Consider the following 25,323-nt stretch of genomic DNA (forward strand, 5'->3'; position numbering starts at 1 on the left):
AGGTCGAGCCGAACCGGCGGAGCCGGGCCACTGCGCTTCAACGCGCGTCAAGTCGATTCAGGGAGTGCCGTGGGCGTCAGCCTCAAGGACGTTGCGCAACGGGCGGGCGTATCCATCAAGACCGTGTCGAACGTGGTGAACAACTACCAGCACGTCACACCGAAGATGCGCGCCAAGGTGCAGCAGGCCATCGACGAGCTCGGCTACCGGCCGAACCTCACCGCACGGCATCTGCGCAAGGGCCGCACGGGCATCATCGCCCTCGCCGTCCCCGAGTTCGGCAACCCGTACTTCGCGGAGCTGGCCGGCGAGGTCGTCGACGCGGCCGCCCGGCACGACTACACCGTGCTGGTCGACCACACCGGCGGGCTGCGGGAGAAGGAACTCCTGGTCAGCCAGGGGTTCCGGTCCCACGTGATCGACGGCCTCATCCTCAGCCCCATCCATCTGGAGACCGAGGACCTGATGGCGCGCACCGAGACAGCACCGCTGGTGCTGCTGGGCGAGCGCGAGTACGAGGCACCGTACGACCACATCGCCATCGACAACGTGGCGGCCTCCCGTGAGGCCGTGCGCCACCTCATCGACCAGGGGAACCGGCGGATCGCCTTCCTCGGCTCGCGCACCGGCCGTGAGCGGCAGCCGGCCCATCTCCGGCTGCGCGGCTGGCGGGAGGAGCTCGCCGCCGAGGGCATCGCCCCCGACGAGTCGCTGGTCGTGGTCACCGACGGCTACGGCCGCGAGGACGGGGCCACCGCGATGGCGGCCCTCCTGGACCGCGGGGAGCAGCCCGACGCCGTGTTCGCGTACAACGACCTCATCGCCATCGGGGCGATGCGCACCCTCTCCGAACGGGGGCTGCGTATCCCCGAGGACGTCGCCGTCGTCGGGTTCGACGACATCGAGGAGAGCCTTTACGGAGCCACCACGCTGACCACGGTCGCCCCGGACAAGGAGGCCATCGCCCGGCTCGCCGTCGACAGCCTCGTCGAGCGCCTCTCCGGCGACGCGGTGCCCGCACCCCGGCGGCCCCGGCCCGGCTACCGGCTGATCGTCCGGGAATCCACCGTCCGGCCCCTTGCCGAGCAGGCCGCACCGTAGGCCGTGTTCCGAGAGTCCCGCCTGCCCGGCGCTTCTTTCGGAACACGCCCTGGCACCCCGCCCGGCAGCACCGCCCGGCCGTCCGCTCGTCGCAAGGACCTCTGATGCCTCGCCCCACCGTGAACCGCAATCCGTTCGGCGCCCATGGGCGCACGGACGTCGATGTCTGGACGCTCGACTCCGGCACCGGAGTCCGGGCCGAGATCCTCACCTACGGCGGAATCCTGCACCGCCTCACCGTGCCGGACACCGGGGGAGCCCCCGCGTCGGTCGTCCGGTCGCTGGCGGGCCTGGACGACTACACGGGCGGCAACCCGTTCTTCGGCGCCCTCATCGGCCGCTTCGCCAACCGCATCGCGCACGGCCGCTTCACCCTCGACGAGGCGGAGCACCAGGTCCCCGCCACCGACCGGGGACACGCCCTGCACGGCGGACCCGGCGGCTTCCACACCCGGGTCTGGCAGGCCGCCGGGGAGGCCACCGACACGGCCGCGACACTCCGCCTCACCCTGCGCAGCCCCGACGGCGACATGGGGTTCCCCGGAGCACTGGACGTCACCGTCACCTACGCCCTCGACGCGGCGGGCACACTCGCCCTCGACTACACCGCGACCACGGACCGCCCCACGGTCCTCAACCTCACCAACCACGCCTACTTCGACCTCACTGCCCAGGGCGACATCCTCGGCCACACGCTCCAGGTGGACGCCGACAGCTATCTCCCCGTCGACGAGGACGGCATTCCCGAGGGCCGGCCCGCGCCGGTGCACGCCACCCCGTTCGACCTCACCACCCCGTGCACCGTCGGGGAACGGATCGCGCTCCCCGACGAACAGCTGCGCAGGGCGGGCGGCTTCGACCACTGCTGGATCCTCCGGGGGCCCGGCACGGGCCTGCGCCGGGCCGCCCGGCTCACCGCCCCCGGAGCCGGACGGACCATGGAGGTGTGGACCACCGAACCCGGCATCCAGGTCTACACCGCCAACCAGCTCGACGGCACCCTGGCCTCGCCCGACGGCGGCCGCCACGACCGCCACAGCGCCGTCTGCCTGGAGACCCAGCACCTGCCCGACTCACCCAACCGTCCGGACCACCCGGCCACCGTGCTGCGCCCGGACGAAGTCTTCCGCAGCCGGACCGAGTTCAGGTTCCCGCACCTCACCCACGTCACGGCCTGAACCCCCGGCCGCCCCCATGAAACGGCCCGGCCCGCGGAGGTCTCACACTCCGCGGGCCGGGCCTCCTGGCGTGCCGCGCCACTTGCCGCGCTACTTCAGATACGGACCCGCCGACCCGACCTTGCCCGGGGCCGCGTTGCTGCCGCCGAGGTCCAGGACGTAGATCCGCATGTTGCCCTTGCCCGGGGCCGCCACACTCAGCTTGCCGTCCGCCACCACCTGGGTGTCACCGGTGACGGCGTCCTTGTAGGTGCCGTTGGGAACCCCGGAGTAGGTGGCCGCGCCGGTGACCGTCACCAGGGCGAAGCTGTCCACCCCGCTCGCGGCGTCGGTGTAGCGCCGCTTGTACGCCATCCGGCCGGTGATGCCCTCGGTGGAGTACTGGCCCATCTGCAGGGCAGGGACCGCGCGGCGGATCTCGTTGAGCCGCTGCACGTGCTTGACCAGCGGCTTGCTCAGCGTGTCGGCGACCTCTCCGGTGGCGGAGGAGACCTTGCCGAAGTCGGACGCCTCGACCGTGCCCGCGAGATGGTCGCCGTAGTAGGCGCGCCCGGTGGTCGCCAGCGGGCAGCTGGGCCCGCAGTCGATCTGCTTGCCGGCCTGGAACTCGATCTCCGATCCGTAGTAGAGCGTCGGGATGCCGCGGAAGGTCCACATCAGGGCCATGTTCTCGGCCCAGGCGTCGGTGCCGCCCGCATAGCGTTCGCTGCTCTTGTTGGGGCCGTAGTCGTGACTGTCCACGTAGACGACGTTGTACGTGGCGTCGTTGTAACTGTCGTCCGAGTCCTTACCGTTGTTGTACGCGTTGTCGGCGTCACCGAAGTTCATGTGCATCCGCATGTCGATGACGTTCATGCCGGAGAACTCGCTGTGGTCCGGCGTGTGGTAGGCGTTCCCGTCCAGGAAGGCGTTGCTGGACGTCGGCTGCTCCCCGGTGCCCAGCTTCTCCTCGTAGTCGTACATCTCCAGTGCGGCCTTGGTGTCGTCGGCGTCGTACTCCTTGCGTTCCTTCCAGGTGAAGAACTGCGCCGAGTGGTTGACCGATCCGCGGTTCCACTTGTCATTGACGAACGCGCCCACCTCACCGAAGACGAAGAAGTTCTCCGCGGCCTCGGCGCCGAACTGCTGGGTGACGCGCTCCTGGATCGCGGGCAGGAAGCGGCGGTTCCAGGTGGTGCGCGGAATGTGGACGGCGGTGTCGATGCGGAAGCCGTCGACGCCCATGTCGATGTACTTGTCGTAGGCGCCGATCAGGTAGTTCTGGACCGGCGCCGACTCGGTGTTGAAGTCGGCCAGGTCCTCGTGCAGCCAGCAGGAGCGAGAGTCCTCGCCCTCCCAGTTCCCCAGCCAGCAGTTGTGGTAGTACTCCTTCGGGAACATTCCCGAAGTCGGGTTGGGCCACTGACAGTTGTAGATCCTGTAGCCCTCGGCCGAGGTGGATCCGGTGGGCTTGCCCCAGTCGAGGCAGGTGTTGCCCGAGGGCTCCGCGGTGGACCACAGGTCGCCGTTGTAGTACGACTTCCCGGACTTCGTCTCGACGCTCACGCCGTCGTACTCGAAGCCCTCGTTCCTCTCGTCGTAGTACCAGCTCCACTGGTCGTCCCGGACGCCGTAGACGGTCGGGGTGTACAGGCCCTTGGCGCCCCAGCGCGAGGAGTGGTTGTAGACGACGTCCTGGTAGATCTTCATGCCCTTGGCGTGCGCGGCGTTGATCAGGTCCTGGTACGAGGCGCCCGCTGATTCGAGGCGGCCGTCGACCTTGTAGAAGTCGTAGCCGTGATACCCGTGGTAGTCGTAGTCGGACCGGTTCAGCACCACCGGAGTGATCCAGACGGCCGAGAACCCGAGTCCCTTGATGTAGTCGAGCTTGTTGACCAGGCCCTTGAAGTCCCCCCGGAACATGGGGTCGTCATTGGCCGCGTTGCCGGACTTCACGTCCTGGCTGCCGCCCCTGTTGTTACTGGAGTCCCCGTCGTCGAAGCGGGCGGTCAGGACGAAGTAGATCGGGTCCTTGCGCGGGTCGGTGCCCAGTGGTGTGCCCTGGGTGGCCGCCGGCGGTCTGGTGCCCGTGGTCGCCTTCGCGGCGGCCGAGGCCGCCGAGGTGTTGCCGGCCGCGTCGACCGCCTTGACGGTGTAGCTGTAGGCCGTCCTCTCCTCCAGACCGGAGTCGGCGAAGACGGTCGAGCCCACGTCGCTGACCATCACGCCCTTGCTGCCGCCGGTACGCGTGACCTGATACTTCGTCACGCCGCGGTTGTCGGTGGACGGTTCCCAGGTGAGGACGACCGACACCCCGTCCGCGTCGGCCTTCACCGCCTTCGGGACGGTGGGTGCCTCGGTGTCCGCCGGTTCGGCTGCGCACGGATCCGCGTCGTCCTTGGTCACGGTCCTGTCCTTGACCGTGGAAACACCGGCGGAGAGGGTGTAGTTGCCGCCGTTGTTGTTGTCCCAGACCCCGTTCCCGTTGTTGAACGCGGCCTGCATGTCCGTCGCGGTTCCGAGATCGACCGAACGCTTCACCCAGCCGGTGCAGGCCGCTTCCATGCCGACACCCGGCACGGCGGTCCAGGAGCCTCCCGCCGGCTGGTAGTGCAGGTTGGTGGTGCTCCAGCCGACGGTCGCGGTCGAGTAGTACACCGATGCGGTGTTCCCCGAGGGCGAGGGGTCCGGATCGGTCCCGGTGCCGGCGCACGGATCGCTGTGCGCCACCACCCCGTCCCTGACGGTGATGGTGCCGGTCCCCAGTGCGTAGTTCTTCCCCGAGTTGTTGTCCCAGACCCCCGATCCGTCAGTGAAGGTGGCGGCCAGTCCCTGCGAACTGCCCAGCGAGACGGTCTTCTTGACCCAGTCCGTGCACGCGGCCTCCATCCGCACGCCGGGCACGGCGGTCCAGGCGCCGCCGTCGGGCGCGTAGTGAAGGTTGTACGCGGACCAGTCACGGGTCTTGGTGTAGTAGAAGACCGTCGCCGTGTTCTCGGCGGCCGCCACGGGTACGGCGGAGGAGGAGCCCGCCGGGTCCGGTGCGGCGGTGAGCAGGCTCAGCAGCCCGGCCGCGGCCGCCGCCGCTGCCAGGGGCCGTCTGAGCCGCAGGTGGGGGGAGCGTTTCATGTGTCTCTCCAGGGGAGTGCGACGGCCTCCCGGGCCGCCGCAGCCAACAGCGGGGTGCCCATCGGGGCACCCGCGGGTCCCGCCGGAGAACCCGGACGCGCCTCGGGGTTCGGGCGAGCAGTGCATCCGACAGCAAGAGCTGTCTGAATTTTGCTGCAATCTTTTGCGGTCAGGAAGTTACCTGGGCATGACAGGTACGTAAAGGGCCCGGACGCCGACGGTTGTCCCGTGCTCCTCGGCGATCGCCGGCACCTGTCCGGGAATGCCGGACCGAGCCCGGCTGTTTCGGCGTTCATGACCTTCTTTGTGGACGTGACCGTGCGGGGCTACGAACTCGATACGCAGGGCCATCTGAACCAGGCCGTCTATCTCCAGTACGCGGAGCACGCACGCTGGGAGTTGCTGCGGGCCGCCGGACTGCCCCAGGAGAAGCTGCTGGCCGACGGGGTGGGGCCCGTCGCACTTGAGGTCACGGTGAAGTTCCTGAAGGAGCTGCGGGGCGGTGAGCGGGTGCGGGTGTCCTGCCGGTTCGACTACGGGAGGGGCAAGACCTTCACGGTCGCGCAGCGGATCCTCAAGGAGGACGGCACGGTGGCGGCGGACATCACCGGTGTCGCGGGCATCCTCGACCTGTCGACCCGCAGGCTGATCCATGATCCGGGCGGCCGTCTCGCCTCGCTGGCCAAGGACCCGGAGCTGCTGAGCGGCTGACGGGGGTTCGGGGCCCTGCCCGGAGCCTTACTTCCTCAACTCCATTTCTTGGCCCGGAACTTGCCTGGATCTCTTCACTGGGTGTGGTCCGGGTGCGTAAAGCGCGAGCGGCTTCGGCGCCGTGCGCGCGTGGCAGGCCCGGCCGCGCGGATGGCGCGACCGAGGGGCCGAACACCGGGGGGTGGCGGGGAATGGCGGATGCGGGGCGTGCGGACGGGACCGGGACACTCGGGACCGAGGGTGTCGGGACCGGGGCGGACGCCGGGGGGATCGCACGGCTGGACCGGCGGGTGTTCGCCGTCGCGGGCATCGTCTTCGCCGTCCTGATGGCGCTGTCCACGCGCTACGGCTTCCACCGCGACGAGCTGTACTTCCTCGACTCCGCCCGGCACCTCCAGGCGAGCTATGTGGATCAGCCGGTGCTGGCGCCGCTGCTGGCCCGGCTCTCGCTGTCGTTGTTCGGCGTCTCGGAGGCCGGTCTGCGGCTGTGGCCCGCGCTGGCGGCCGCCGGCACGGTCGTCGTGGGCGGGCTGACCGCACGGGAGTTCGGCGGCGCGCGGCGGGCGCAGCTGCTCGCGGCGATCGCGACGGGCACCATGCCCGTGCTGCTGAGCAGCGGGCACGTCGCCAACACGACGTCGTACGAAGTGCTGGCGTGGGCGGCGATCGCGCTCACGGTCACGCGGATCGGGCGTACCGGCGACACGCGGTGGTGGCTCGCCGCGGGAGCGCTGGTCGGCGTCGGCGCGGAGTTCAATCACCTCGCGGCGATCTTCGGGGCCGTCCTGCTGGCCGTGGCGCGGCTCGGTCCGGCCCGCCGGACCGTGGCCGACCGCCGGCTGCTCGCGGGCGCGGCGATCGCCGTGCTGCTCGTGCTGCCCGATCTGTGGTGGCAGGCGCGGCACGACTGGGCCATGTTCGGGATGACGCGGGCACTGAACGCGGAGCACGGCGGCCCGGGAAACATCATCACCTGGATCGTGGGGCAGCTCAGCATGTCCTGTCTGGTGATGACGTTGGTGTGGGTGGCAGGCCTGAGGTTCCTGTGGCGGTCCGGCCGACCGCTGTGGCGGTGCCTGGCGACCACGTACGCCGTGCTGTTCGTGCTGTTCGCCGTGACGACCGGAGCCCAGGTGTACTACCTGGGCGGGCTGTACGTGTGCCTGCTGGCGGCCGGGGCGGTGGGACTCGACGACTGGCTGCACTCCCGCCCCGAACGGCTGCGCGCCCTGCTGGCCGGAACGGCCGTCTCGGCCACGCTCTCCGCCGTGATCGTGCTGCCGGTGCTGCCGTCCTCCGCCGTGGCCTGGACGTACGGCATCAGCGCGACGTCCGGGGAGACCCTGGGCTGGCCCCAACTGGTCGACACCGTGGGGCAGGTATGGACCGGGCTCCCGGCCGGGCAGCGTGCGAACGCGGTGATCTTCGCGGCGGACTACAGCGAGGCCGGCGCCATCAACGAACTGGGCCGGAGCGCCGGACTGCCCACCGCCGCGGGTGCCCAGAACACCGACTGGTGGTGGGGTGCCGGCAACCCGGACGCCACGACAGTGGTGGCCGTCGCCCCCGGCCCCGAATACGCCCCCGGGTACACCGCCCACCTGCGCCGGTACTTCCGGCACGTCCGCGTGGCCGCCACCCTCCCCAGCCCCGGTGGCGTGCACAACATCGAATCGGGAGGGCACGTCTACATCTGCACCGGACCCCGCCGCCCCTGGGGTGCGATGTGGCCCGAGCTGCGCAATTACGCGTGAGGCCTCACGGTCGGGGCCCGGGAACCTCGCCGCCTCCTCGCATCCCCGGTCACCTCGTGTGACGGGCGCCAAGCTACGACGGATCTCGTATTATGGGAACCCGGACGAAGCGACGATGCGGAGCGACCGTGACCCCTGCCAGTGCCACCGCCCCGGTCGTCGGCGCCCGCACGCTGGCCCACCCGGCACGTGACGAGATCAGGATCGAGTCGGTGCTGCACGCGCTCTCCGACCCGGTGCGGCTGTGCGTGGTGCGTGAACTGGCCGCCGCCGACGAGGAACTCACCTGCTCCCGGTTCGATCTGCCGGTGACCAAGTCGACCAGCACGCACCACTTCCGGGTGCTGCGCGAGAGCGGCGTCGTCCAGCAGATCTACCGGGGCACCGCCAAGATGAACGTCCTGCGCCGCGAGGACCTGGAGGCGCTGTTCCCGGGACTGCTGGACCGCGTGCTCGATGCCGCGAACGGGCAGGCGAACCGGCTCGGCGAGCGCTGACGGGCTGAGCCGGGGCTGACCGGCTGGGCGAGCGCGGACCGGTTCGTATGGGCCGGCTGACCGCCCGCGCCACCGCCGGGTGCCCCTACGCGAGGCCGTCGCCCCGTGCCGCGTTCATCAGGCCGGGCCAGTCCGGGATCTTCACCGGCCCGCGGCCGAGCGACCGCCCCAGGGCCGCCTCCGCCCGTTCGATCGACAGCCAGCCGTCCCACTCCACCGGTCGCAGCCCGTACGCCCGCAACGCGGCCACCGGATCCGGCGCGCAGGGGCGTCCGGCGAGCAGCGGGGCGTCCTCGGCCAAGGAGGCGACCGTCTCCTTGGCGCACGACCGGTTCGATCCGATGACCCCGGTCGGGCCGCGCTTGATCCACCCCGCGACGTACTCTCCGGGCGACGGGACCGCGTCCCGCAGCACCCGTCCGGCCAGGTGGGGCACCGTCCCGCGCACCGGGTCGAAGGGCAGGCCGGGCAGCGGCATCCCCCGGTAGCCGACCGCCCGCAGGACGAGCTGGGCCTCGATCTCCTCGAACGTTCCGGTGTCCCGCACGCCGCCGCTGCCGTCCGGAGCCGTACGGGCGAACCGCACACCGGCCACCCGCCCTCGGCGCTCCAGGAGTTCGACCGGGCGCAGGTAGAACCGCAGCCCGAGGGTCCGGGCCGGTGTCCGTCCGCCGGCGGAGGCGTCCGTGGCCCACTCGCGCAGCACGTCGAGGTTCCGCCGCACCATCGCCGGGAGCGCCGGGGAACCCGGTGCCGTACCGGCGTACGCGGGATCCAGGACGAGCTCCGCCGGGTCCACGACGATCCGTGCCCCGGGAAGCCCGCCGAGCTCGCGGAGCTCCTTGGTGGTGAACCTGGCCTGCGAGGGTCCCCGCCTGCCCGTCATGTGGATCTCACGCACCCGGCTGCCGGCCAGGGCGCCGAGCGCGGGCTCCGGCACATCGGTCGGCCGCAGCTCCTCGGCACCCCGCGCGAGGATCCGCGCCACGTCGACGGCGACATTGCCGACCCCGATCACCACCGCCGAACGCGCCCGGAGCGCGAAGCCGCCGCCTGCGGCATCGGGGTGAGCGCTGTACCAGGAGACGAAGTCGGTCGCCGAGTGGCTGCCGGGCAGATTCTCCCCGGGGATGCCCAGCGGGCGGTCCGTGGCCGCCCCGACGCAGTAGATCACCGCCTGGTACAGCCCGCCGAGCTGGTGCGGCGACACCCCGTCCCCGCCCACCGGGACATTGCCGACGAAGGTGACCCGGTCGTGCTCCAGGACGGCCCGCAGGCTCCGCTGGAGCGATTTGATCTTCTCGTGGTCCGGGGCGACGCCGTACCGCACCAGGCCGTACGGACAGGGCAGCCGGTCCAGGACGTGCACCCGCACATCGGGCAGCAGGGGGTGGCTCACCAGGGCCTGGGCGGCGTAGATCCCGCTGGGGCCGGAACCGACGACGGCGACGCGTTGCACGGCGCACCTCTTCCCGGAGGGTGCCTCCAGCATCGCACCGGCGGGCCCGGCGGTGGGAGAGGTGCGCCGGGTGTTTCGTCAGGACGGCAGAGCGCGCATCCGGCTGATCTCGGTGGTCTGCTGGGCGACGACGTCGTCCGCCATCTCCTCGACCTGGACGTTGTTCCCCTCCGAGAGCACCTCGGTCGCCATGGTGACCGCACCCTGGTGGTGGGTGATCATGCGCTTGAGGAAGAGCTGGTCGAATGCCTTGCCCTTCGCGGCCCGAAGCTCTTTCAGCTGGCCGGTGGTGGCCATGCCGGGCATCGCGCCGTGGTCGTGGCCCTCGGCCTGCTCCGGCTGCCCGTTGCGGCTGAGCCAGCCCTTCATCGCGCCGATCTCGGGCTGCTGGGCCGCGGTGATGCGCTCGGCGAGCCGCTTGACCGCGGCCGAGCCGGAGCGGGAGGGGACCAGACGGGTCAGTACCAGCGCCTGGGAATGGTGCTGGATCATCATCCGGACGTAGCGGACGTCAGCCGAGTTGGGGGTGTCCGCCCCGGCGGCGGCCTTCGCGGCCTCCGAGGCCGAGAGCGTACGTGCCGGCTCGCCCGGCTTTCCGGGAGCCACGACCGAACCGCCCCCGCCCGACCGGTCCTTCGAACCGTTGTCACCGCCGCTCCCGTCGCAGCCGGCCGAGGTGAGCACGGCCGCGGTGACGGCGGCAGCGAGGGCGAATCCGCGGAACCGCTGGACCTGACGACGAATCAACAAAGCGACCTCCGTTGAGACATGGGTGGTTTCGCTCTGTCCTAGCACGTCAACGCACAACTGCGATCAGAAACTTTCATTACGTCTCTGTTGCCGTCTGTTGAGATGCCCATGGCATGGACGATACTGCCGGAGTCCGTGAACCGGTCAACCACATTCGGATCCATGGGAGGACGCAGTGACCTCGTTGCACACCACCCCGGTGCGGCGCAGACGTCTGGGCGTGGCGGCGGCCGCCGCCGGGCTCTTCGCCACTCTGCTGACGGCCGGACCCGCGGCCGCGACACCCGACCCAGATGACTCGGCCGCGACCCGAACCGAAGTCTCCGCGAGCCAGGAGGCGGAGGCGACCGCCGCGATCAGGAGCGGTGAGGTACCCGGTGTGGACGAGATCGTCCACAGCCGCAACATCACCCATCTCGCCAACGTCCCGAAGGACGCGCTCCAGGGACTGAACACGGACCTGGCCTTCCAGGGGAAGTACGCCTTCGCCGGGAACTACGACGGCTTCAGGATCTTCGACATCAGCAACCCGAAGTCGCCGAAGACCGTCGCCCAGGTCCTGTGCCCCGGATCGCAGAACGACATCTCCGTGTCCGGGAACCTGCTCTTCCTGTCGACCGACTCCTCGCGCAGCGACAACTCGTGCGCGAGCACCACCCAGCCCGCCACGGAGAAGTCCTCCTGGGAGGGCATGAAGGTCTTCGACATCAGCGACAAGCGCAATCCGAAGTACGTCGCCGCCGTCGAGACCGCGTGCGGATCGCACACCCACACGCTCGTCCCCGAGCGCAAGAACGTGTACGTGTACGTCTCCTCGTACTCGCCGAGCGAGACGTTCCCGGACTGCCGGCCGCCGCATGACGGGATCTCCGTCATCAAGGTGCCGCGCCAGGCACCCGAGAAGTCCCGCGTCGTGAACTTCCCGGTGCTCTTCCCGGACGGCGGGAACCCTGGCGCGCCCACGAACCCGGGCGTGTCCAAGACCACCGGCTGCCACGACATCACCGTGCTGCCCTCCAAGGATCTGGCCGCCGGCGCGTGCATGGGCGACGGCCTGCTGTTCTCCATCAAGGACCCGGAGAACCCGAAGATCATCGACCGGGTGCAGGACAACGTGAACTTCGCCTTCTGGCACTCGGCGACGTTCAACCAGCGTGCGGACAAGGTCGTCTTCACCGATGAGCTCGGCGGCGGTGGCGCGGCCACCTGCAACGAGGAGATCGGTCCGAAGCGCGGCGCCGACGGCATCTACGACATCGTCGGCAGGGGCGACCACCGCAAGCTGGTCTTCCGCAGCTACTTCAAGATCGACCGCCCGCAGGCAGACACCGAGGTCTGCGTCGCCCACAACGGTTCGATCATCCCGGTCAAGGGCCGTGACCTGATGGTCCAGGCCTGGTACCAGGGCGGAGTCTCGGTGTGGGACTTCACCGACTCGTCCAAGCCGAAGGAGATCGGCTTCTTCGAGCGCGGTCCCGTCACCATGGACGAGGTCACCACGGCCGGCCCGTGGTCGGCGTACTACTACAACGGCTACATCTACTCCAACGACATCGAGAAGGGCTTCGACGTCCTGAGGATCGACGACCGGCGCACGGACCCGGCGAAGCGGGTGCGGACGGACGAGCTGAACGTCCAGACGCAGCCGGACTACTTCGAACGCTGAGCCGCCCGGCCGGCCCGCCGGCCCTGACTGGCATATGGTCCCGCCGGGGGTTCCTCACCCGGCGGGACCGTGTGCACGGCGGTTCCTCACCCCGGCGGAGCCAGGCCCCCGCCGGGGTGTTCAGGCCGCCTCGTACCGGTGCGCCCGGCCGCCCCGCCACTCGACCCACTCGGCGCTGTCCAGAATCCGCTCGGGGTCGTCGAGCCCCGCGCCCTCCAGGAACACGATCACATCGTGATCGGAGTGCGCGAGGCCGAGTATCTGGACCCGCCCGTCGCGCTGAACGGTGACGCGTCGCCCGCCTGAGGGGGACGGACGGAAGATCACGATCGGGGGAGAAGTCATGCCTCCAGGGTGCGACGCGCCGAAGGCCACCGCACAGCGAACCGGAAACCCCGCCCCGGGCAGATCAGGGAGGCGCGCGGAGGTTTGAACCGGGGCGGCCTCACCGGACAGTGCTCAGGCCGCCGACCGGGTGCCGCCGCCGGTGGCCGCGGCCCACTCGACCAGCAGCAGCTGGTACTGCTCCTCGTCCTCCGGGGACAGGCATCCGCCCGAGCGCTGCCACAGTTCGCGAATGTCTTCATTCACCACTGCGGCGGAACGCACGGAACCGGACGGGCACGGGGTCGGGGACATACCTACCAGGCTAAGGCCCCCATGTGACAATCAGACCCATTGGGCGCAAGGGACATCTCTCACATGTTCCTCAGGCAACCTCGGGCACAAGTCCGAGCTCCCGCAGTCCGTAAGGCCGCTCGGCCAGCGGTGCGTGGTCCACGAACCGCACCTCGCAGCCCAGCGCGGCGGCTCCGGCATCGGCGTGCCGGTCGTCGCCGACCATCACCACATCCGTCGGATGTTGTCCGAGAAGTGTGCAGGCCGTGTGGAAGAGCTGTGCGTCCGGCTTCTGCGTGCTGTGCTCGAAGGACAGCACATACGCGTCCACGAAGGTGTCCAGGCCGTGCGCCCGGAAGACCGGCCGCAGATCCCATCCGATGTTACTGACCACGCCGATCCGGACACCGCTGCCGGCCAGTGCGCCCAGCACCTCGGCCGCGTCCGGATACGGACACCAGGCCTCCGGGGCCCGGTGCCGTTCGTACAGCGTGTCGTACAGCCCGGGATCCGGCAGCGCGACCTGGCGGGCCAGACCGGTGTACGCGGCCCGGTGCCGCCGCGGGCTCACGTCACGGGAGGCCCAGTCCTGCGCCAGGGCTTCCGGGACCCGCTGCGGGGCGGGCCCGCCCGGCAGCGCGCGGGCGGCCTCCAGCTCCCGTGCGTACCGGTCGAAGTCGGCCTCCTCCACACTCACCCCTCGCTCTGCGAGGGCCGCGGCGAGCCAGGACCGGACGGACTCGATCCGGAACAGTGTCCCGGAGAAGTCGAAGAGCACACCCTTGATCGGCATGGCCCCGATCCTTGCCGATGCGCCGACAACGCCGCAAGGACGCCTGTTCAGACGCCCCGCGAAGGCCGTTCACGCGACTCGTACCGTTCGAATCCCGCCACCGCGAACGCGACCAGCGCGGCCCCCAGCAGCCACCCGCCCAGCACATCGGACGGCCAGTGCACACCCAGGTACAGCCGGGTGACGCCGACCCCGAGCACCGAGACCCACGCCGCCACCAGGGCCGCCCGCCACATCCGGGTACCGGCGCCCCGCCGGCGCAGCAGCCACAACAGCAGTCCGCAGCTCACCGCGGCCGTCATCGCGTGTCCGGAGGGGAACGCCGCGTAGTGGGCGGAGTCCACCGGGTCCGGCCACCGGGGACGCTCCCGGCCGACGGCGGCCTTGATCCCCTGCTGCAACAGGCTGGAGAGCACACTCGTGGCCGCCACCCAGCCCGCGAGCAGCCGGGCGCCGTGCCACCACAGGGCCACCACGGCGACGGCGGTCAGCGCGCGCATCGTCCAGGGATCCCACAGCCAGTCCGTCAGCACCCGGTTGACGTGGACGAGGCCGGGCTCGGTCACCGCCCGTCGGTGCAGCGCGTCGGCGACCGTACGGTCCAGGCTCATCAGCGGGGACCACCGCGCGGCGACCAGGGCCAGCACCACCAGGAAGAGGGCCGCGCAGACGGTCCCGGTACGCAGGGCCTGCCGAGAGGTGCGGATACGGTCCGGGCGGGGGAGGAGCGGGGAGTGGCGCATGGAGGGATCCTCGCCGACGCGGGCCAGGTGGGGCCACCCCCGTACTCCGGTCCCGGAGAGTGTGTCCGGCCGGGCCGGGGCGCTGCCCCGCTAGCCCAGGGCGCTGATCGCCGGCACGAGCGCGACCAGCAGTGGAATCGCCGGCACGAGCGCGGCCGCCGCGGTGAGCCGGAGCCGGCGGCCCGCGGTGAGCCGCCCCGCAGGCGCCAGCAGCCGGTTGACCCGGAGCGGCACCTGCGCGTCCGGTGTCGGGGACGGACCGAACACGCCCCGGTCCTCGTTGAGTTCGACCAGCGCCAGGGCGATCGTCAGCCGGCCGAAGCGGCGTGACGCCACATCGTCGGCGGCCAGCTCGACGAGCCGGTGCATCTCACCGCGGAACGCCGCGAACACCGGCACCTGCGGAAACCCGGACGCCAGCGCGGCGGAGCAGTTCAGCAGCCAGTCGTGGCGCGCCTTCGCGTGACCCTGCTCATGTGCGAGCACGGCATCCAGCTGACGGCCCTTCAGTCTTCCCAGCGCCGCGGTGGTGATGACCAGTTGGGGTGCCGCACCCGGCAGCCACCAGGCGTCGGGGCGTTCCCCCTCCAGCACCACCAGCCGTTCGCCGCCGGGCTCCTCGCCGGGCATCAGCGGGGAACGCACCAGGAGTTCGGCACGCCGTTGCCTGCGCCGCAGCTGCGCCCGGCGGATCTCCCGGGTCAGCATCGCGGCCGTCCACACACCGCCCAGTGCCAGCACTACCGCCATCACGGCCGACCAGGGCCCGTACGCCGCAAGGGCGTAGGCATCGACCACGGCGTGCGGCGCCGGCGCGAAGACCTGGCCGCGCACCGCCTGCCAGGCCGCCGCCGCGCTGAACGTCATGGACAGGGCGAAGGAGAGCAGCACGCCGGCCACCACGCACTGCCACACCCAGAGCGCCACGACGGGCTCGCGCTCCGGCCACTCGGCCCGGGCCATCAGCCGCGGGGTCACGACGGCGGCCAGTGCACCGAGCAGCAGCAGCGCGAGGGAGACCAACATGGCGTCACCTTATGAGGGGCACGGCACGCACGGGTATGGCTGCGCTCGCCAAGTGATGTACGCCACGGTTTGACGGGTCCGCTGTCTCACAGAGTGAGCAGCATCGCGAACATCGATATCCCCATGGTCAGACGGCAGGCCAGCGCCAGCTCCGGCCGGTTCGCCCAGCCCGCCGACGGCGGTCCGCCCGCCACGATCCCGCCGACGGTCGTCGTCGCGGCCACCGGGATCAGCCGGGCGCCCGAGTGCAGTACATAGGCGGCGTAATAGGCGAGGAGCAGCCCGGTCAGCAGCGGTGCGCCCCCGGCCGCGGCCATGGTGTGTGATCCGTGACCGCCGTGCGCCGATCCGCCAGGACCCATCACGACGGCCATGTAGACCATCGCCGACGAGCCGACCAGATGGTGCAGATGGTGACCGTTGCGGCGGGAGAACCAGAGGGCGCGCAACGCGGCGACGCCGAACAGCGCCGCGTACACGGCCCATCCCCACGCGGGCGGGGCGACGACGGCCGCGGGCACCGCCATGGCGGCCATGCCGAAGCCCATCAGCGCCTCCGCACGCGCCGTCCTGCGCTCCTCCCCGGTGCCGCCGCGGGTACGCAGCAGGCAGTACGCGCCCGTCAGCGCGCACAACGCCATCAGCAGCCAGCCGGACACCGCCGGTCCATGCACAGCAGACCTCCCCCGGGCGAACGACATCGCCGTCGTCTAGTCGATGCCCGGGGCCGGACGCTTGTACGCGGCGCACTGGAGTACTGGGGGAGCGCGCGGTGGGGGTGTATTGCGACAGGCCTGGTGCGAGCGGCCCGGACGTCAGGGCCGGAAGCGCAGCGGATGGTCCGCGGGCACCTCGACGACGGCGATGCGGACCCCGTCCGGATCGGAGATCCACATCTCGTCGAGCCCCCAGGGCTCACGCCTCGGCGCCCGCAGCACCTCCACACCGCGGGCCGACACCTCCTCGTACGCCGCCCGCACATCGGCCACCTGGAGCCACAGCAGCAGTCCGGGAGACGGCGGCGCGTCACCGCGGCCGGACACTTCCAGGAAGCCGCCGCCCAGGAAGTAGACCGTCCCCCGCTCGGGGCCGGTGCCGAACTCCCGGTGGACGGGCAGCCCGAGCGACTCCCCGTAGAAGGCACGTGACCGTTCGGGATCCGTGGGGCGCAACAGGATCCGGCTGCTCAGCACATGAACCATGGTCCGGAGCGTAGGCCTTGTCCGGAGAGCTACTCTGCTGCGGCACGGCCACAGCAGAGAACGGAGAGCCCCTCATGGACACCGCCCCGCCCCGGGATTCGGAAGAGCTGACCTTCCGCGACGCGACCGACGCGGATGTGCCCGCGCTCGTGGAGCTCATCCAGTCCGCGTACCGCGGTGATTCCAGCCGCGCCGGATGGACCACCGAGGCGGACATCCTGCAGGGCCGGCGGACCGACCCGCAGGGCGTCCGCGCGGTGGTGGAGGACCCCGGCAGCAGGATGCTCGTGGTGGAGCGCGACGGCGGGCCGGTCGCCTGCTGCCAGCTTGAGCACCGGGGTGAGGCCGCCTACTTCGGAATGTTCGCGGTCCGCCCCTCGCTCCAGGGCGGGGGCCTCGGCAAGGTGATCATCGCCGAGGCCGAGCGTACCGTCCGGGAGAGCTGGGGGGTGCGTGAGATGCACATGACCGTGATCTCGGTCCGGGACGATCTGATCGCCTGGTACGAGCGCCGCGGCTACCGCCGTACGGGAAAGATGAGCCCGTTCCCGTACGGCGATGAGCGCTTCGGTATCCCGCAGCGCGACGACCTCGCCTTCGAACTGCTGGTCAAGGACCTGCCGACGGGCTGAGGAGCGGCTATGCGGTGAACCGGCCCGCGCGGCGGATCTCCGGGAAGTCGGTGGTCGCGCCGTCGAGCCCGAGCCCGCGGGCGAGCCGCAGGTGGTCCTGCGTGTTGACCACCCAGCCGACCACCGTCAGCCGCTCGGCGTGCGCCTTCTCCACCAGCTCCAGGGTGATGCGCCGGATGTTGAGCACCAGCCGGGTGGCGCCCACCGCCTTCGCGCGGTCCACCAGGTCCTCGCCCCAGCGGCTGGCGACGAGTGCGGTGCGCACCCCGGGCACCAGGTGCGCGATCTCGGCGATCGCCTCGTCGTGGAACGAGATCACCTCGACCCGGTCGACGAGATCGCGCCGCCGCATCACCTCCGCCAGCGTGCGGGCGGCGGCCACGTCCTTGATCTCCGCCTGCAACGGGGATGCCACGGCGTCGAGGACCTCTTCGAAGACCGGCACCCGCTCGCCCAGGCCGGCGTCGAGTCCGCGCAGCTCGGTCAGGGTCTTCTCCGCGATCGGGCCCTTGCCGTCGGTCGTACGGTCCACTTCGGCGTCGTGCATGACGGCGAGGGCGCCGTCCTTGCTCAGGTGAAGGTCCAGTTCGATGAGGTCCATCCCGGCCCGCTCGGCGTGGACGAACGAACGCAGGGTGTTCTCCGGTTCGACACCCATCACCCCGCGGTGACCGATGGTGAGAAAAGACAAGGCACTCTCGCTTCCGTCGACGGCGTCTCCCCGTGTGCTGCTCCTACCCACGCGGCACCACGGCATGACCGCGATCCGGCATCCTGGTGTCCTTTCGCGGCGAGCCGGGCGGCCGGGCGGGTGAGCGGGGCGCCGTGCCCCTGGACATCGGCCGCACCGAGCAGGAACCCGGTGATGACGGCTGCGACCAGGACGGCACGGATGTTCACGGCGGTTCTCCGGCGTGGTGCGGAAGAGCTGACGCCGTCCGTCCTATCGGCCGCGGCGCGCGCCCCGCGAGCTGTGTCACTCGTGTGTGGGCGTGTCTCGCACGGCGTTGCCGGGCAGCCGTGCGAAGCCCGGAGCGCCGCAGGCCCCTTCCTGGAGCCCTCAGGGCCGGCAGTCCAATGAAGCGACCGTCGCAATGTTGCGCGACAGGAAAAAACGCGGCGACCATGGGGTTGGGCAGGATAATTTCCAGGGCCCCACTTGTCTCAGGGAACTGCACACGGATACGGTTACTTGACGCGAGGTTCTCCTGTGAAGGAAGTGTTATGACGGAAATTCTTGTGCACGACGCCGAAGTCGACGGCATAACTGCCGCCCAGCGGGTGATCGAGCACCCGGCCTGGCCCGCGCTCAAGAATGCCGTGGAGGAGATCCGTCCCTGGCAGTCGAAGGACGGCTCCATCGACTTCGACGCCGAGGGCGCGCCCGCCCCGGCGGTTGCCGGGGCGGCGCTGGACCGGGTGACCGCCGCGGTCGAGCAGCTCTCCCCGCTGCTCCCGCACGATGCCGCCTACCACCGAGCCCTCGTCGCGGACCTGCGCCGCTGGGCGGCCGACGGCTTCGGCATCCCGGACTTCCTCGACTCGCTGCTCGCCTTCCAGCCGGCCAGGGAGCGCGCCGACGGGCTGCAGCACCTGGTCGTCTTCGCGATGTACACGCAGAACGGCAACCCCGACCGCAACCTCGAAGCGGTCGTGCTCCGGATGGTCTGGCCCGAGTGGCTCGCCGAGCTGGAGGCGACCCGTTACGACAACCCGCTGTTCTGCGGGATCACCTTCGAGGACTTCACCTCCGGGTACGACACCAACTCCGCGGTGCTCTTCCCGGAGACCATCGCCGTGCGCGAGGCTCCCGAGCGCTTCAGCTGGGGCGGCATCTTCTGCGACCGCGAGGCCGCCCGCTTCCGCCGGGTCACCGAGGCGTCCGTCGAGCTCCTTGGCGTCGAGCTGCCCGATGACATCCGCGAAATGATCGGCGACCAGCAGCGCTGCGAGCAGGCCTTCGTGCTCTGGGACATGGTCCACGACCGCACCCACAGCCGCGGTGACCTGCCGTTCGACCCGTTCATGATCAAGCAGCGCCAGCCGTTCTGGATGTACGGCCTCGAAGAGCTGCGCTGCGACCTCACCGCCTTCCGGGAGGCCGTGAAGCTGGAGGCCGACGGCTTCGGCCAGGGTCGCGACGTCCAGTACGCGGTGCTGTTCGACCGGATGTTCCGCTTCCCGGTCACCGGCGAGCGCGTCCGCAACTACGACGGTCTCGGCGGCCAGCTGCTCTTCGCCTACCTCCACAAGCACGATGTCGTCCGCTGGACCGACAACACCCTGAAGATCGACTGGGAGCTGGCGCCGCAGATCACCAACCAGCTCTGCGGCGAGATCGAGAAGCTCTACCGCGACGGCATCGACCGCCCCAAGCTCGTCCACTGGTTCGCCGCGTACGACCTGGTCGCCGGCTATCTGGCGCCGCACCCCGGCTCCCGCTGGGCCAAGGGCCCCGACGCCCTGGACCTCTCCCAGCCGCCCCGCAAACTCGTCGACGACGTGCTTCCGGACGAGTTTCCCCTGAGCATGTTCTATGAGGCGCTCTCCAAGAAACTGAAGAACGTGATCGCCTCCACCAAGGGGATCACCGCCGCGGACGCCGGGCAGGCGGCCGCGTGAGCGCACGGAGCGAGGAGACGGTGGTCATGAACGGAAACGGCAAGAGCAGCGGGAGCGGTGCGCTCGAAGGGGCCGTGGTCGCCGTGGCGGGGGCGGCCGGTCCGGCCGGCCGGGCCACGCTGCTCCGGCTCGCCGAGGCGGGCGCGATCGTCGTCGCCTCGGACGCGAACGCCACCCGGCTCGCCGAGGCGGTCGACGCGGCCCGCTACGCCCACGGCGGCGCCACCGTCACCGGGGACACGGTGGACCTGCTCGACCTCGGCGCCGCCCGTGAGTGGGCCGACAGGACGGAGAAGGAGTTCGGCCGGATCGACGGGCTCGTCCACCTCGTGGGCGGCTGGCGCGGAAGCGCCGGCTTCGCCGAGACGGACCTCGCCGACTGGACGCTGCTGGAGAAGCTGCTGATCCGGACCGTCCAGCACACCTCACTGGCCTTCCAGAGCGGTCTGCAGCGCAGTGACCGCGGCCGCTACCTGTTGATCAGCGCGGCCGGTGCGAGCAGGCCCACCGCGGGCAACGCCGCGTACGCCGCGTCGAAGGCGGCGGCCGAGGCCTGGACCCTCGCGCTCGCGGACGCCTTCCGCAAGGCTGGGGGCGAGGACGCGTCCCGGAGCGCGGCTGCGATCCTGGTCGTGAAGGCACTGGTGCACGACGCGATGCGCGCCGAGCGCCCGAATGCGAAGTTCGCGGGCTTCACCGACGTCAAGGAGCTGGCCGATGCCATCGCCGGCGTCTGGGACCGGCCTGCCCTGGAAGTGAACGGAAAGCGCCTGTGGCTGACTCCGCAACCGTAAGGACCGACGCGCGTCGTCATCACGACCCGCAGGTACGCGGCTTCGCCAGTGACAACTACGCGGGAACCCACCCGGAGATCCTGGCGGCCCTCGCCCTCGCCAACGGCGGACATCAGATCGCCTACGGCGAGGACGAGTACACCGGTCATCTCCAGCGCGTGATGCACAGCCACTTCGGCCCCACCGCCGAGGCCTTTCCCGTGTTCAACGGAACCGGCGCCAACGTGGTCTCGCTCCAGGCGATGACCGACCGCTGGGGTGCGGTCATCTGCGCGGAATCCGCTCACATCAACGTCGACGAGGGCGGCGCCCCGGAGCGGGTCGGCGGCCTGAAGCTGCTCACCGTGCCCACCGAGGACGGCAAACTCACGCCCGAGCTCATCGACCGGCAGGCGTACGGATGGGACGACGAGCACCGTGCCATGCCGCAGGTCGTCTCGATCACCCAGAACACCGAGCTCGGCACGGTCTACACACCCGGCGAGATCCGCGCCATCTGCGAGCACGCCCACGGGCACGGCATGAAGGTCCACCTCGACGGGGCACGGATAGCCAACGCCGCGGCCTCCCTGGACGTACCGATGCGCACCTTCACCAACACCGTCGGCGTCGATGTGCTCTCCTTCGGCGGCACGAAGAACGGGGCGATCTTCGGCGAGGCCGTCGTGGTCCTGAACCCCGACGCCGTCCGCGCCATGAAGCATCTTCGCAAGCTGTCGATGCAGCTCGCCTCCAAGATGCGATTCGTCTCCGTGCAACTGGAGGCGCTGCTCGCCGGCGATCTCTGGCTGCGCAATGCCCGGCACGCCAACGCCATGGCCCGGCGGCTCGCCGAGGGGGTCCGCGCGGTGGACGGCGTGGAGATCCTCCACGCCGTCCAGGCCAACGCCGTCTTCGCGCGGCTCCCGCACGCGGTGAGTGAGCGGCTGCAGAAGCGCTTCCGCTTCTACTTCTGGGACGAGAAGGCCGGGGACGTGCGCTGGATGTGCGCCTTCGACACCACGGAGGACGACGTCGACACGTTCGTCCTCGCGCTCAAGGAAGAGATGGCGGCCTAGCAATCACTGCATGGCTATGCGGTCGACCGGAAAATGATTGACTCCGGTCGGCCGCATACTTACGCTCGGCGGCCATGGAGCTGATTCAGCAGGTCCCCGAAATCTCTGCCTACCTCGCGGCCGACGAGGCGATCGACCACGGACATCCGCTGGTCCGGGAGACGGCCGCGCACCTGCGTTCCGTAACTGAAGACGCATATACATACGCGGCTGCCGCCTTCGACTTCGTACGCGACACCATCACGCACTCCGCCGACTCGGGGGACATGCGGGTCACCTGGCGCGCCTCGGACGTCCTGGCGACCCGCAACGGCATCTGCCACGCCAAATCCCACGCCCTGGCAGCCCTGCTGCGCGCGGAGGGCATCCCGGCGGCCCTCTGCTACCAGCGGCTCACGGACGACAACGGAGACCCGGGGCCGGTGCACGGACTGGTAGCGCTGCGGCTTCCCGGCCGGGACCGCTGGGACCGCCAGGACCCGCGGGGCAACCGGCCGGGCGTCGACGCGCGATTCTCACTGGATGAGGAACACCTGGCCTGGCCCATCCGGCCGGAGTTCAACGAAATGGACTACCCAGGGCTCCATGCTGCGCCGCACCCGCTGGTTCTGCGCGGCCTGCGGGCTGCGTCCGACCGTGCCCAGCTCCGGCGCACGCTTCCGACGGCGCTCTGATTCTCGGGCGGTGCGCAGGCCATGGAACACCCGGCCGGAGTGACGTTTCAGCCGTGGCCGCGATCCGGTCGGAGTCAGCCCCGCTCGCGGACCTCGGCGGGTGTCGGGGCCGTACCGCCGAGATGGGCGGGCACCCACCAGGTGTCGCTCGCGTCCCTCGGGCGCACCGGGTAAGCGCGCTGAGCGGCTTCGAGGAGCTCCTGCACGCGCTCGCGCAGCCGGCGGGTGATCGCGCCCGCGTACTGGTCGGTGGGGGCCTCCACCGGCTCGCCGACGCGGATCGTCACCGGGATGTGGCTGCGCCTGAAGTTACGCGGGCGGCCCTTGGTCCACAGCCGCTGGGTTCCCCACAGCGCCATCGGGATCAGCGGCACCCCGGCCTCCTGGGCCAGCCGCGCGGCACCCGACTTGAAGTTCTTCAGCGTGAAGGACTCCGAGATCGTCGCCTCGGGGAACACGCCGACGATCTCGCCCGAGCGCAGCGAGGCGAGGGCGTGCGCATACGCGTCCTCGCCCTGCTTGCGGTCGACGGGGATGTGCTTCATGCCGCGCATCAGCGGTCCGGAGACCCTGTGCCGGAACACCGATTCCTTCGCCATGAAGCGGACGAGCCGCTTCTGCGGCAGCGTCGCGAGCCCGGTGAAGATGAAGTCCAGATAGCTGATGTGATTGCTGACCAGAACCGCGCCACCAGTCTTCGGGATGTGCTCCCAGCCCTGGGTGTCGATCTTCAGGTCCAGCGCCTTGAAAAACGTACGAGCGGCGCCGATGACCGGCCGATAGACGAGTTCTGCCATCTGGGGGAGACCCTTCTTCAGCGCCTGGGGAGGGTTCTCCCGGCGGAAGTTACGCAGCCGTAGGTTTTCGGCATTGGGCCGATCGTGCCCCATGCGCGTCGCGGTGGCCAGTCTCGGCGGGCGCGGGGCGCGAGATTCTCGTCACGTGGAACAGCCGGGAATGTACCGGCGGACGCGGACGCTGACTCTTTGGGCAGAGCTCTGACAGGGAGCCGAAAATGGACGGGCAGACACAGGTGAACAGGCTGGATTTCGCCCAACTCGGCGTTGAACTGGGGGAGCGGGCGACTCTCGTCCAGTTCTCCAGCGCGTTCTGCCAGCCCTGCCGGGCCACCCGGCGCACGCTCGCCGAGGTGGTGGCAATGGTCGACGGCGTCGTCCACGTGGAGATCGACGCCGAGGCGCATCTCACTCTCGTGCGCGCACTCGACATCAGCAGAACCCCGACCGTTCTGGTGCTCGACGCCTCCGGCCGGATCGTCCGACGAGCGGTCGGACAGCCACGCACCGTCGATGTCGTGGCCGCACTGGGGCGGGCGATATGACGGACCGTGATGCATCTCCCACCTTGTGGGACGGTCTTGACTGCACCCACCATGCATCGTCAGTCTGACGCTATGCCGCCAGTACTCCTTCTCTACGGCCGGGTCCACGTCGACCTCGCCCGCTGTGCGAGTGCGCGCTGTCCGGATGCCTGAGCATCCACGGCCCCGTACCCCGACGCGCAGAAGGACGGCATCTCCATGACGGCATCACCCGAGCTCGGCAACGCCCGGACGGCATCCCCGGACCTCCTCCGCTCCGTTTTTCGGCAGCACGCGGCCGGAGTCGCCGTGATCACCGCCGCCGGCGACCGACCGGTCGGCTTCACGGCCACCTCCCTCAACTCCGTGGCCGCCGAGCCACCCCTCATCTCCTTCGGCGTGGGCACCTCGTCCTCCAGCTGGCCGGTCGTCGCGGAGGCGGAGCACATCGGGGTCCACATACTCGGCGAACACCAGCAGGAACTGGCCGCCACCTTCGCGCGCAGCGGTGCCGACCGGTTCGGTCCGTCCACCTATTGGCGCAGTGGGCCGGAAGGCGTCCCGGTGCTCGACGGCGTGCTGGCGTGGCTGGTCTGCCGCGTCGTCGCGCGGATCCCGGCGGGGGACCACCGGATCGTGATCGCCCAGGCGGTGGTCGGGGACCCGGCCGGGTCCGGGCGGCCGCTGGTCTACCACCAGGGCCGGTTCACGGCTCTGCGAGACTGAGAACCCCTTGGTGGCACGTGGGCGCCGGGCGTCGGGCAGATCACAGTTCAAAGCGCTTGCCCACAGGGCATGCACTGGGTGTACTGGCGAGTAATATTACGGTCGGAGCGTCGGTCGCCCCGACCGGAAATCGCCCCATCAGGCGCCTATGCTGCGTGCAACAAGGCAGCCCGGAAATGACGATGCAGTAGGAGAGCCGGCGTGAGCTTGAGGATCGTTGTCTGTGTGAAGTACGTGCCCGACGCGACCGGTGACCGGCATTTCGCCGATGACCTGACGTTGGATCGTGAGGATGTCGACGGTCTGCTGTCGGAGCTGGATGAGTATGCGGTCGAGCAGGCGTTGCAGATCGCGGGTGAGGCGGAGGGTGCGGAGGTCACCGTGTTGACGGTGGGTCCGGAGGATGCCAAGGACGCGTTGCGCAAGGCGTTGTCGATGGGTGCGGACAAGGCTGTTCACGTCGAGGACGATGATCTGCACGGCACGGATGCGGTCGGTACGTCGTTGGTGCTGGCGAGGGCGGTCGAGAAGACGGGTTATGACCTGGTGATCTCGGGGATGGCGTCGACGGACGGCACGATGGGTGTGGTTCCGGCGTTGCTCGCGGAGCGGTTGGGGGTGCCGCAGGTGACGTTGCTGTCCGAGGTGTCCGTCGAGGGTGGTGTGGTGAGGGGTCGGCGGGACGGTGATACGGCGTCGGAGGGGTTGGAGGCGTCGTTGCCGGCGGTGGTGTCGGTGACCGATCAGTCGGGTGAGGCCCGGTATCCGTCGTTCAAGGGGATCATGGCGGCGAAGAAGAAGCCGGTGGTGTCGCTGGATCTGGATGATCTGGGGATCGGGGCGGACGAGGTGGGTCTGGCGGGTGCGTGGTCGGTGGTGGATTCGGCGGC

At 70.2% G+C, this 25,323-nt stretch carries 26 protein-coding genes; 14 read left to right on the forward strand and 12 right to left on the reverse strand.

The window, feature by feature from the left end; genetic code table 11:
• Nucleotides 1–69 precede the first annotated feature (69 nt).
• On the forward strand, nt 70–1,101 hold the full coding sequence (locus AB0I52_RS24655) for a LacI family DNA-binding transcriptional regulator (protein ID WP_363075954.1): 1,032 nt from the start codon (nt 70–72) through the stop codon (nt 1,099–1,101).
• Between the two features lie 104 nt (nt 1,102–1,205).
• Nucleotides 1,206–2,279: an aldose epimerase family protein gene (locus AB0I52_RS24660; RefSeq protein ID WP_363075956.1), complete on the forward strand. Its 1,074-nt coding sequence runs from the start codon at nt 1,206–1,208 to the stop codon at nt 2,277–2,279.
• 90 nt (nt 2,280–2,369) lie between these two features.
• Here the strand turns inward: AB0I52_RS24660 and AB0I52_RS24665 are convergent, their stop codons facing one another.
• Nucleotides 2,370–5,387 (reverse strand): carbohydrate binding domain-containing protein, encoded by a 3,018-nt coding sequence (locus AB0I52_RS24665; protein WP_363075958.1) that lies wholly within the window; start codon nt 5,385–5,387, stop codon nt 2,370–2,372.
• A 294-nt stretch (nt 5,388–5,681) separates the two neighbouring features.
• Here AB0I52_RS24665 and AB0I52_RS24670 point away from each other — a divergent pair, with 294 nt between their 5' ends.
• The 3 genes from AB0I52_RS24670 (at nt 5,682) to AB0I52_RS24680 (ending at nt 8,349) form a co-directional block, all read left to right on the forward strand.
• Nucleotides 5,682–6,098, forward strand: a complete 417-nt coding sequence (locus AB0I52_RS24670; protein ID WP_363075960.1) for an acyl-CoA thioesterase — start codon at nt 5,682–5,684, stop codon at nt 6,096–6,098.
• 191 nt (nt 6,099–6,289) lie between these two features.
• Nucleotides 6,290–7,852 carry a glycosyltransferase family 39 protein gene (locus AB0I52_RS24675; RefSeq protein ID WP_363075962.1) on the forward strand — a complete coding sequence of 521 codons (1,563 nt, stop codon included), beginning with the start codon at nt 6,290–6,292 and terminating at the stop codon, nt 7,850–7,852.
• A gap of 128 nt (nt 7,853–7,980) precedes the next feature.
• Nucleotides 7,981–8,349, forward strand: a complete 369-nt coding sequence (locus AB0I52_RS24680; RefSeq protein ID WP_363075964.1) for a helix-turn-helix transcriptional regulator — start codon at nt 7,981–7,983, stop codon at nt 8,347–8,349.
• Nucleotides 8,350–8,434: 85 nt separating this feature from the next.
• Here the strand turns inward: AB0I52_RS24680 and AB0I52_RS24685 are convergent, their stop codons facing one another.
• Entirely contained in the window at nt 8,435–9,808 is a 1,374-nt protein-coding gene (locus AB0I52_RS24685; RefSeq protein ID WP_363075966.1) for an FAD-dependent oxidoreductase, read from the reverse strand.
• 78 nt (nt 9,809–9,886) lie between these two features.
• Nucleotides 9,887–10,558, reverse strand: a complete 672-nt coding sequence (locus tag AB0I52_RS24690) for a DUF305 domain-containing protein (protein ID WP_363075968.1) — start codon at nt 10,556–10,558, stop codon at nt 9,887–9,889.
• Between the two features lie 175 nt (nt 10,559–10,733).
• On the opposite strand from AB0I52_RS24690, the gene AB0I52_RS24695 reads away from it, so the two are divergent.
• Nucleotides 10,734–12,224 (forward strand): hypothetical protein, encoded by a 1,491-nt coding sequence (locus tag AB0I52_RS24695; protein WP_363075970.1) that lies wholly within the window; start codon nt 10,734–10,736, stop codon nt 12,222–12,224.
• Nucleotides 12,225–12,344: 120 nt separating this feature from the next.
• On the opposite strand, the gene AB0I52_RS24700 is transcribed toward AB0I52_RS24695, so the two are convergent.
• From AB0I52_RS24700 to AB0I52_RS24730, 7 genes are all read right to left on the reverse strand, one after another.
• Nucleotides 12,345–12,569 (reverse strand): hypothetical protein, encoded by a 225-nt coding sequence (locus tag AB0I52_RS24700; RefSeq protein WP_363075972.1) that lies wholly within the window; start codon nt 12,567–12,569, stop codon nt 12,345–12,347.
• A 114-nt stretch (nt 12,570–12,683) separates the two neighbouring features.
• Nucleotides 12,684–12,863, reverse strand: a complete 180-nt coding sequence (locus AB0I52_RS24705; protein ID WP_363075974.1) for a hypothetical protein — start codon at nt 12,861–12,863, stop codon at nt 12,684–12,686.
• Nucleotides 12,864–12,933: 70 nt separating this feature from the next.
• Nucleotides 12,934–13,635, reverse strand: a complete 702-nt coding sequence (locus AB0I52_RS24710; protein ID WP_363075976.1) for an HAD-IA family hydrolase — start codon at nt 13,633–13,635, stop codon at nt 12,934–12,936.
• 47 nt (nt 13,636–13,682) lie between these two features.
• Nucleotides 13,683–14,378, reverse strand: coding sequence for a phosphatase PAP2 family protein (locus AB0I52_RS24715; protein ID WP_363075978.1), 696 nt, complete (start codon nt 14,376–14,378; stop codon nt 13,683–13,685).
• 90 nt (nt 14,379–14,468) lie between these two features.
• Nucleotides 14,469–15,404: a M56 family metallopeptidase gene (locus tag AB0I52_RS24720; RefSeq protein ID WP_363075980.1), complete on the reverse strand. Its 936-nt coding sequence runs from the start codon at nt 15,402–15,404 to the stop codon at nt 14,469–14,471.
• Between the two features lie 86 nt (nt 15,405–15,490).
• Nucleotides 15,491–16,078: a DUF5134 domain-containing protein gene (locus AB0I52_RS24725; protein ID WP_363075982.1), complete on the reverse strand. Its 588-nt coding sequence runs from the start codon at nt 16,076–16,078 to the stop codon at nt 15,491–15,493.
• Nucleotides 16,079–16,219: 141 nt separating this feature from the next.
• Nucleotides 16,220–16,606 (reverse strand): VOC family protein, encoded by a 387-nt coding sequence (locus AB0I52_RS24730; RefSeq protein ID WP_363075984.1) that lies wholly within the window; start codon nt 16,604–16,606, stop codon nt 16,220–16,222.
• A gap of 74 nt (nt 16,607–16,680) precedes the next feature.
• Here AB0I52_RS24730 and AB0I52_RS24735 point away from each other — a divergent pair, with 74 nt between their 5' ends.
• Nucleotides 16,681–17,238, forward strand: a complete 558-nt coding sequence (locus AB0I52_RS24735) for a GNAT family N-acetyltransferase (RefSeq protein ID WP_363075986.1) — start codon at nt 16,681–16,683, stop codon at nt 17,236–17,238.
• A gap of 7 nt (nt 17,239–17,245) precedes the next feature.
• Here the strand turns inward: AB0I52_RS24735 and AB0I52_RS24740 are convergent, their stop codons facing one another.
• On the reverse strand, nt 17,246–17,929 hold the full coding sequence (locus AB0I52_RS24740; protein WP_363075988.1) for a glycerophosphodiester phosphodiesterase family protein: 684 nt from the start codon (nt 17,927–17,929) through the stop codon (nt 17,246–17,248).
• A 533-nt stretch (nt 17,930–18,462) separates the two neighbouring features.
• On the opposite strand from AB0I52_RS24740, the gene AB0I52_RS24745 reads away from it, so the two are divergent.
• From AB0I52_RS24745 to AB0I52_RS24760, 4 genes are all read left to right on the forward strand, one after another.
• Nucleotides 18,463–19,860, forward strand: a complete 1,398-nt coding sequence (locus AB0I52_RS24745) for a DUF6421 family protein (RefSeq protein WP_363075990.1) — start codon at nt 18,463–18,465, stop codon at nt 19,858–19,860.
• A gap of 26 nt (nt 19,861–19,886) precedes the next feature.
• A complete protein-coding gene (locus AB0I52_RS24750) occupies nt 19,887–20,654 on the forward strand; it encodes an SDR family NAD(P)-dependent oxidoreductase (RefSeq protein WP_363076010.1) in 768 nt (255 codons plus the stop codon).
• Nucleotides 20,633–21,712, forward strand: coding sequence for a low specificity L-threonine aldolase (locus AB0I52_RS24755; RefSeq protein WP_363075992.1), 1,080 nt, complete (start codon nt 20,633–20,635; stop codon nt 21,710–21,712). The genes AB0I52_RS24750 and AB0I52_RS24755 overlap by 22 nt, the downstream gene beginning before the upstream one ends.
• 74 nt (nt 21,713–21,786) lie before the next feature.
• Nucleotides 21,787–22,386, forward strand: coding sequence for a transglutaminase family protein (locus AB0I52_RS24760; protein WP_363075994.1), 600 nt, complete (start codon nt 21,787–21,789; stop codon nt 22,384–22,386).
• A gap of 74 nt (nt 22,387–22,460) precedes the next feature.
• Here AB0I52_RS24760 and AB0I52_RS24765 read toward each other — a convergent pair whose 3' ends face one another.
• On the reverse strand, nt 22,461–23,183 hold the full coding sequence (locus tag AB0I52_RS24765) for a lysophospholipid acyltransferase family protein (protein ID WP_362966059.1): 723 nt from the start codon (nt 23,181–23,183) through the stop codon (nt 22,461–22,463).
• Nucleotides 23,184–23,401: 218 nt separating this feature from the next.
• On the opposite strand from AB0I52_RS24765, the gene AB0I52_RS24770 reads away from it, so the two are divergent.
• From AB0I52_RS24770 to AB0I52_RS24780, 3 genes are all read left to right on the forward strand, one after another.
• Nucleotides 23,402–23,728, forward strand: coding sequence for a thioredoxin family protein (locus AB0I52_RS24770; protein WP_363075996.1), 327 nt, complete (start codon nt 23,402–23,404; stop codon nt 23,726–23,728).
• Between the two features lie 198 nt (nt 23,729–23,926).
• Complete coding sequence (locus tag AB0I52_RS24775) at nt 23,927–24,433, forward strand: flavin reductase family protein (RefSeq protein ID WP_123467481.1); 507 nt, start codon at nt 23,927–23,929, stop codon at nt 24,431–24,433.
• A gap of 201 nt (nt 24,434–24,634) precedes the next feature.
• Nucleotides 24,635–25,323: electron transfer flavoprotein subunit beta/FixA family protein (locus AB0I52_RS24780; RefSeq protein ID WP_363075998.1), on the forward strand; the 689-nt coding region annotated here is incomplete at its 3' end.

This window comes from Streptomyces sp. NPDC050423 (genome assembly GCF_040655445.1).
Lineage (GTDB): Bacteria > Actinomycetota > Actinomycetes > Streptomycetales > Streptomycetaceae > Streptomyces.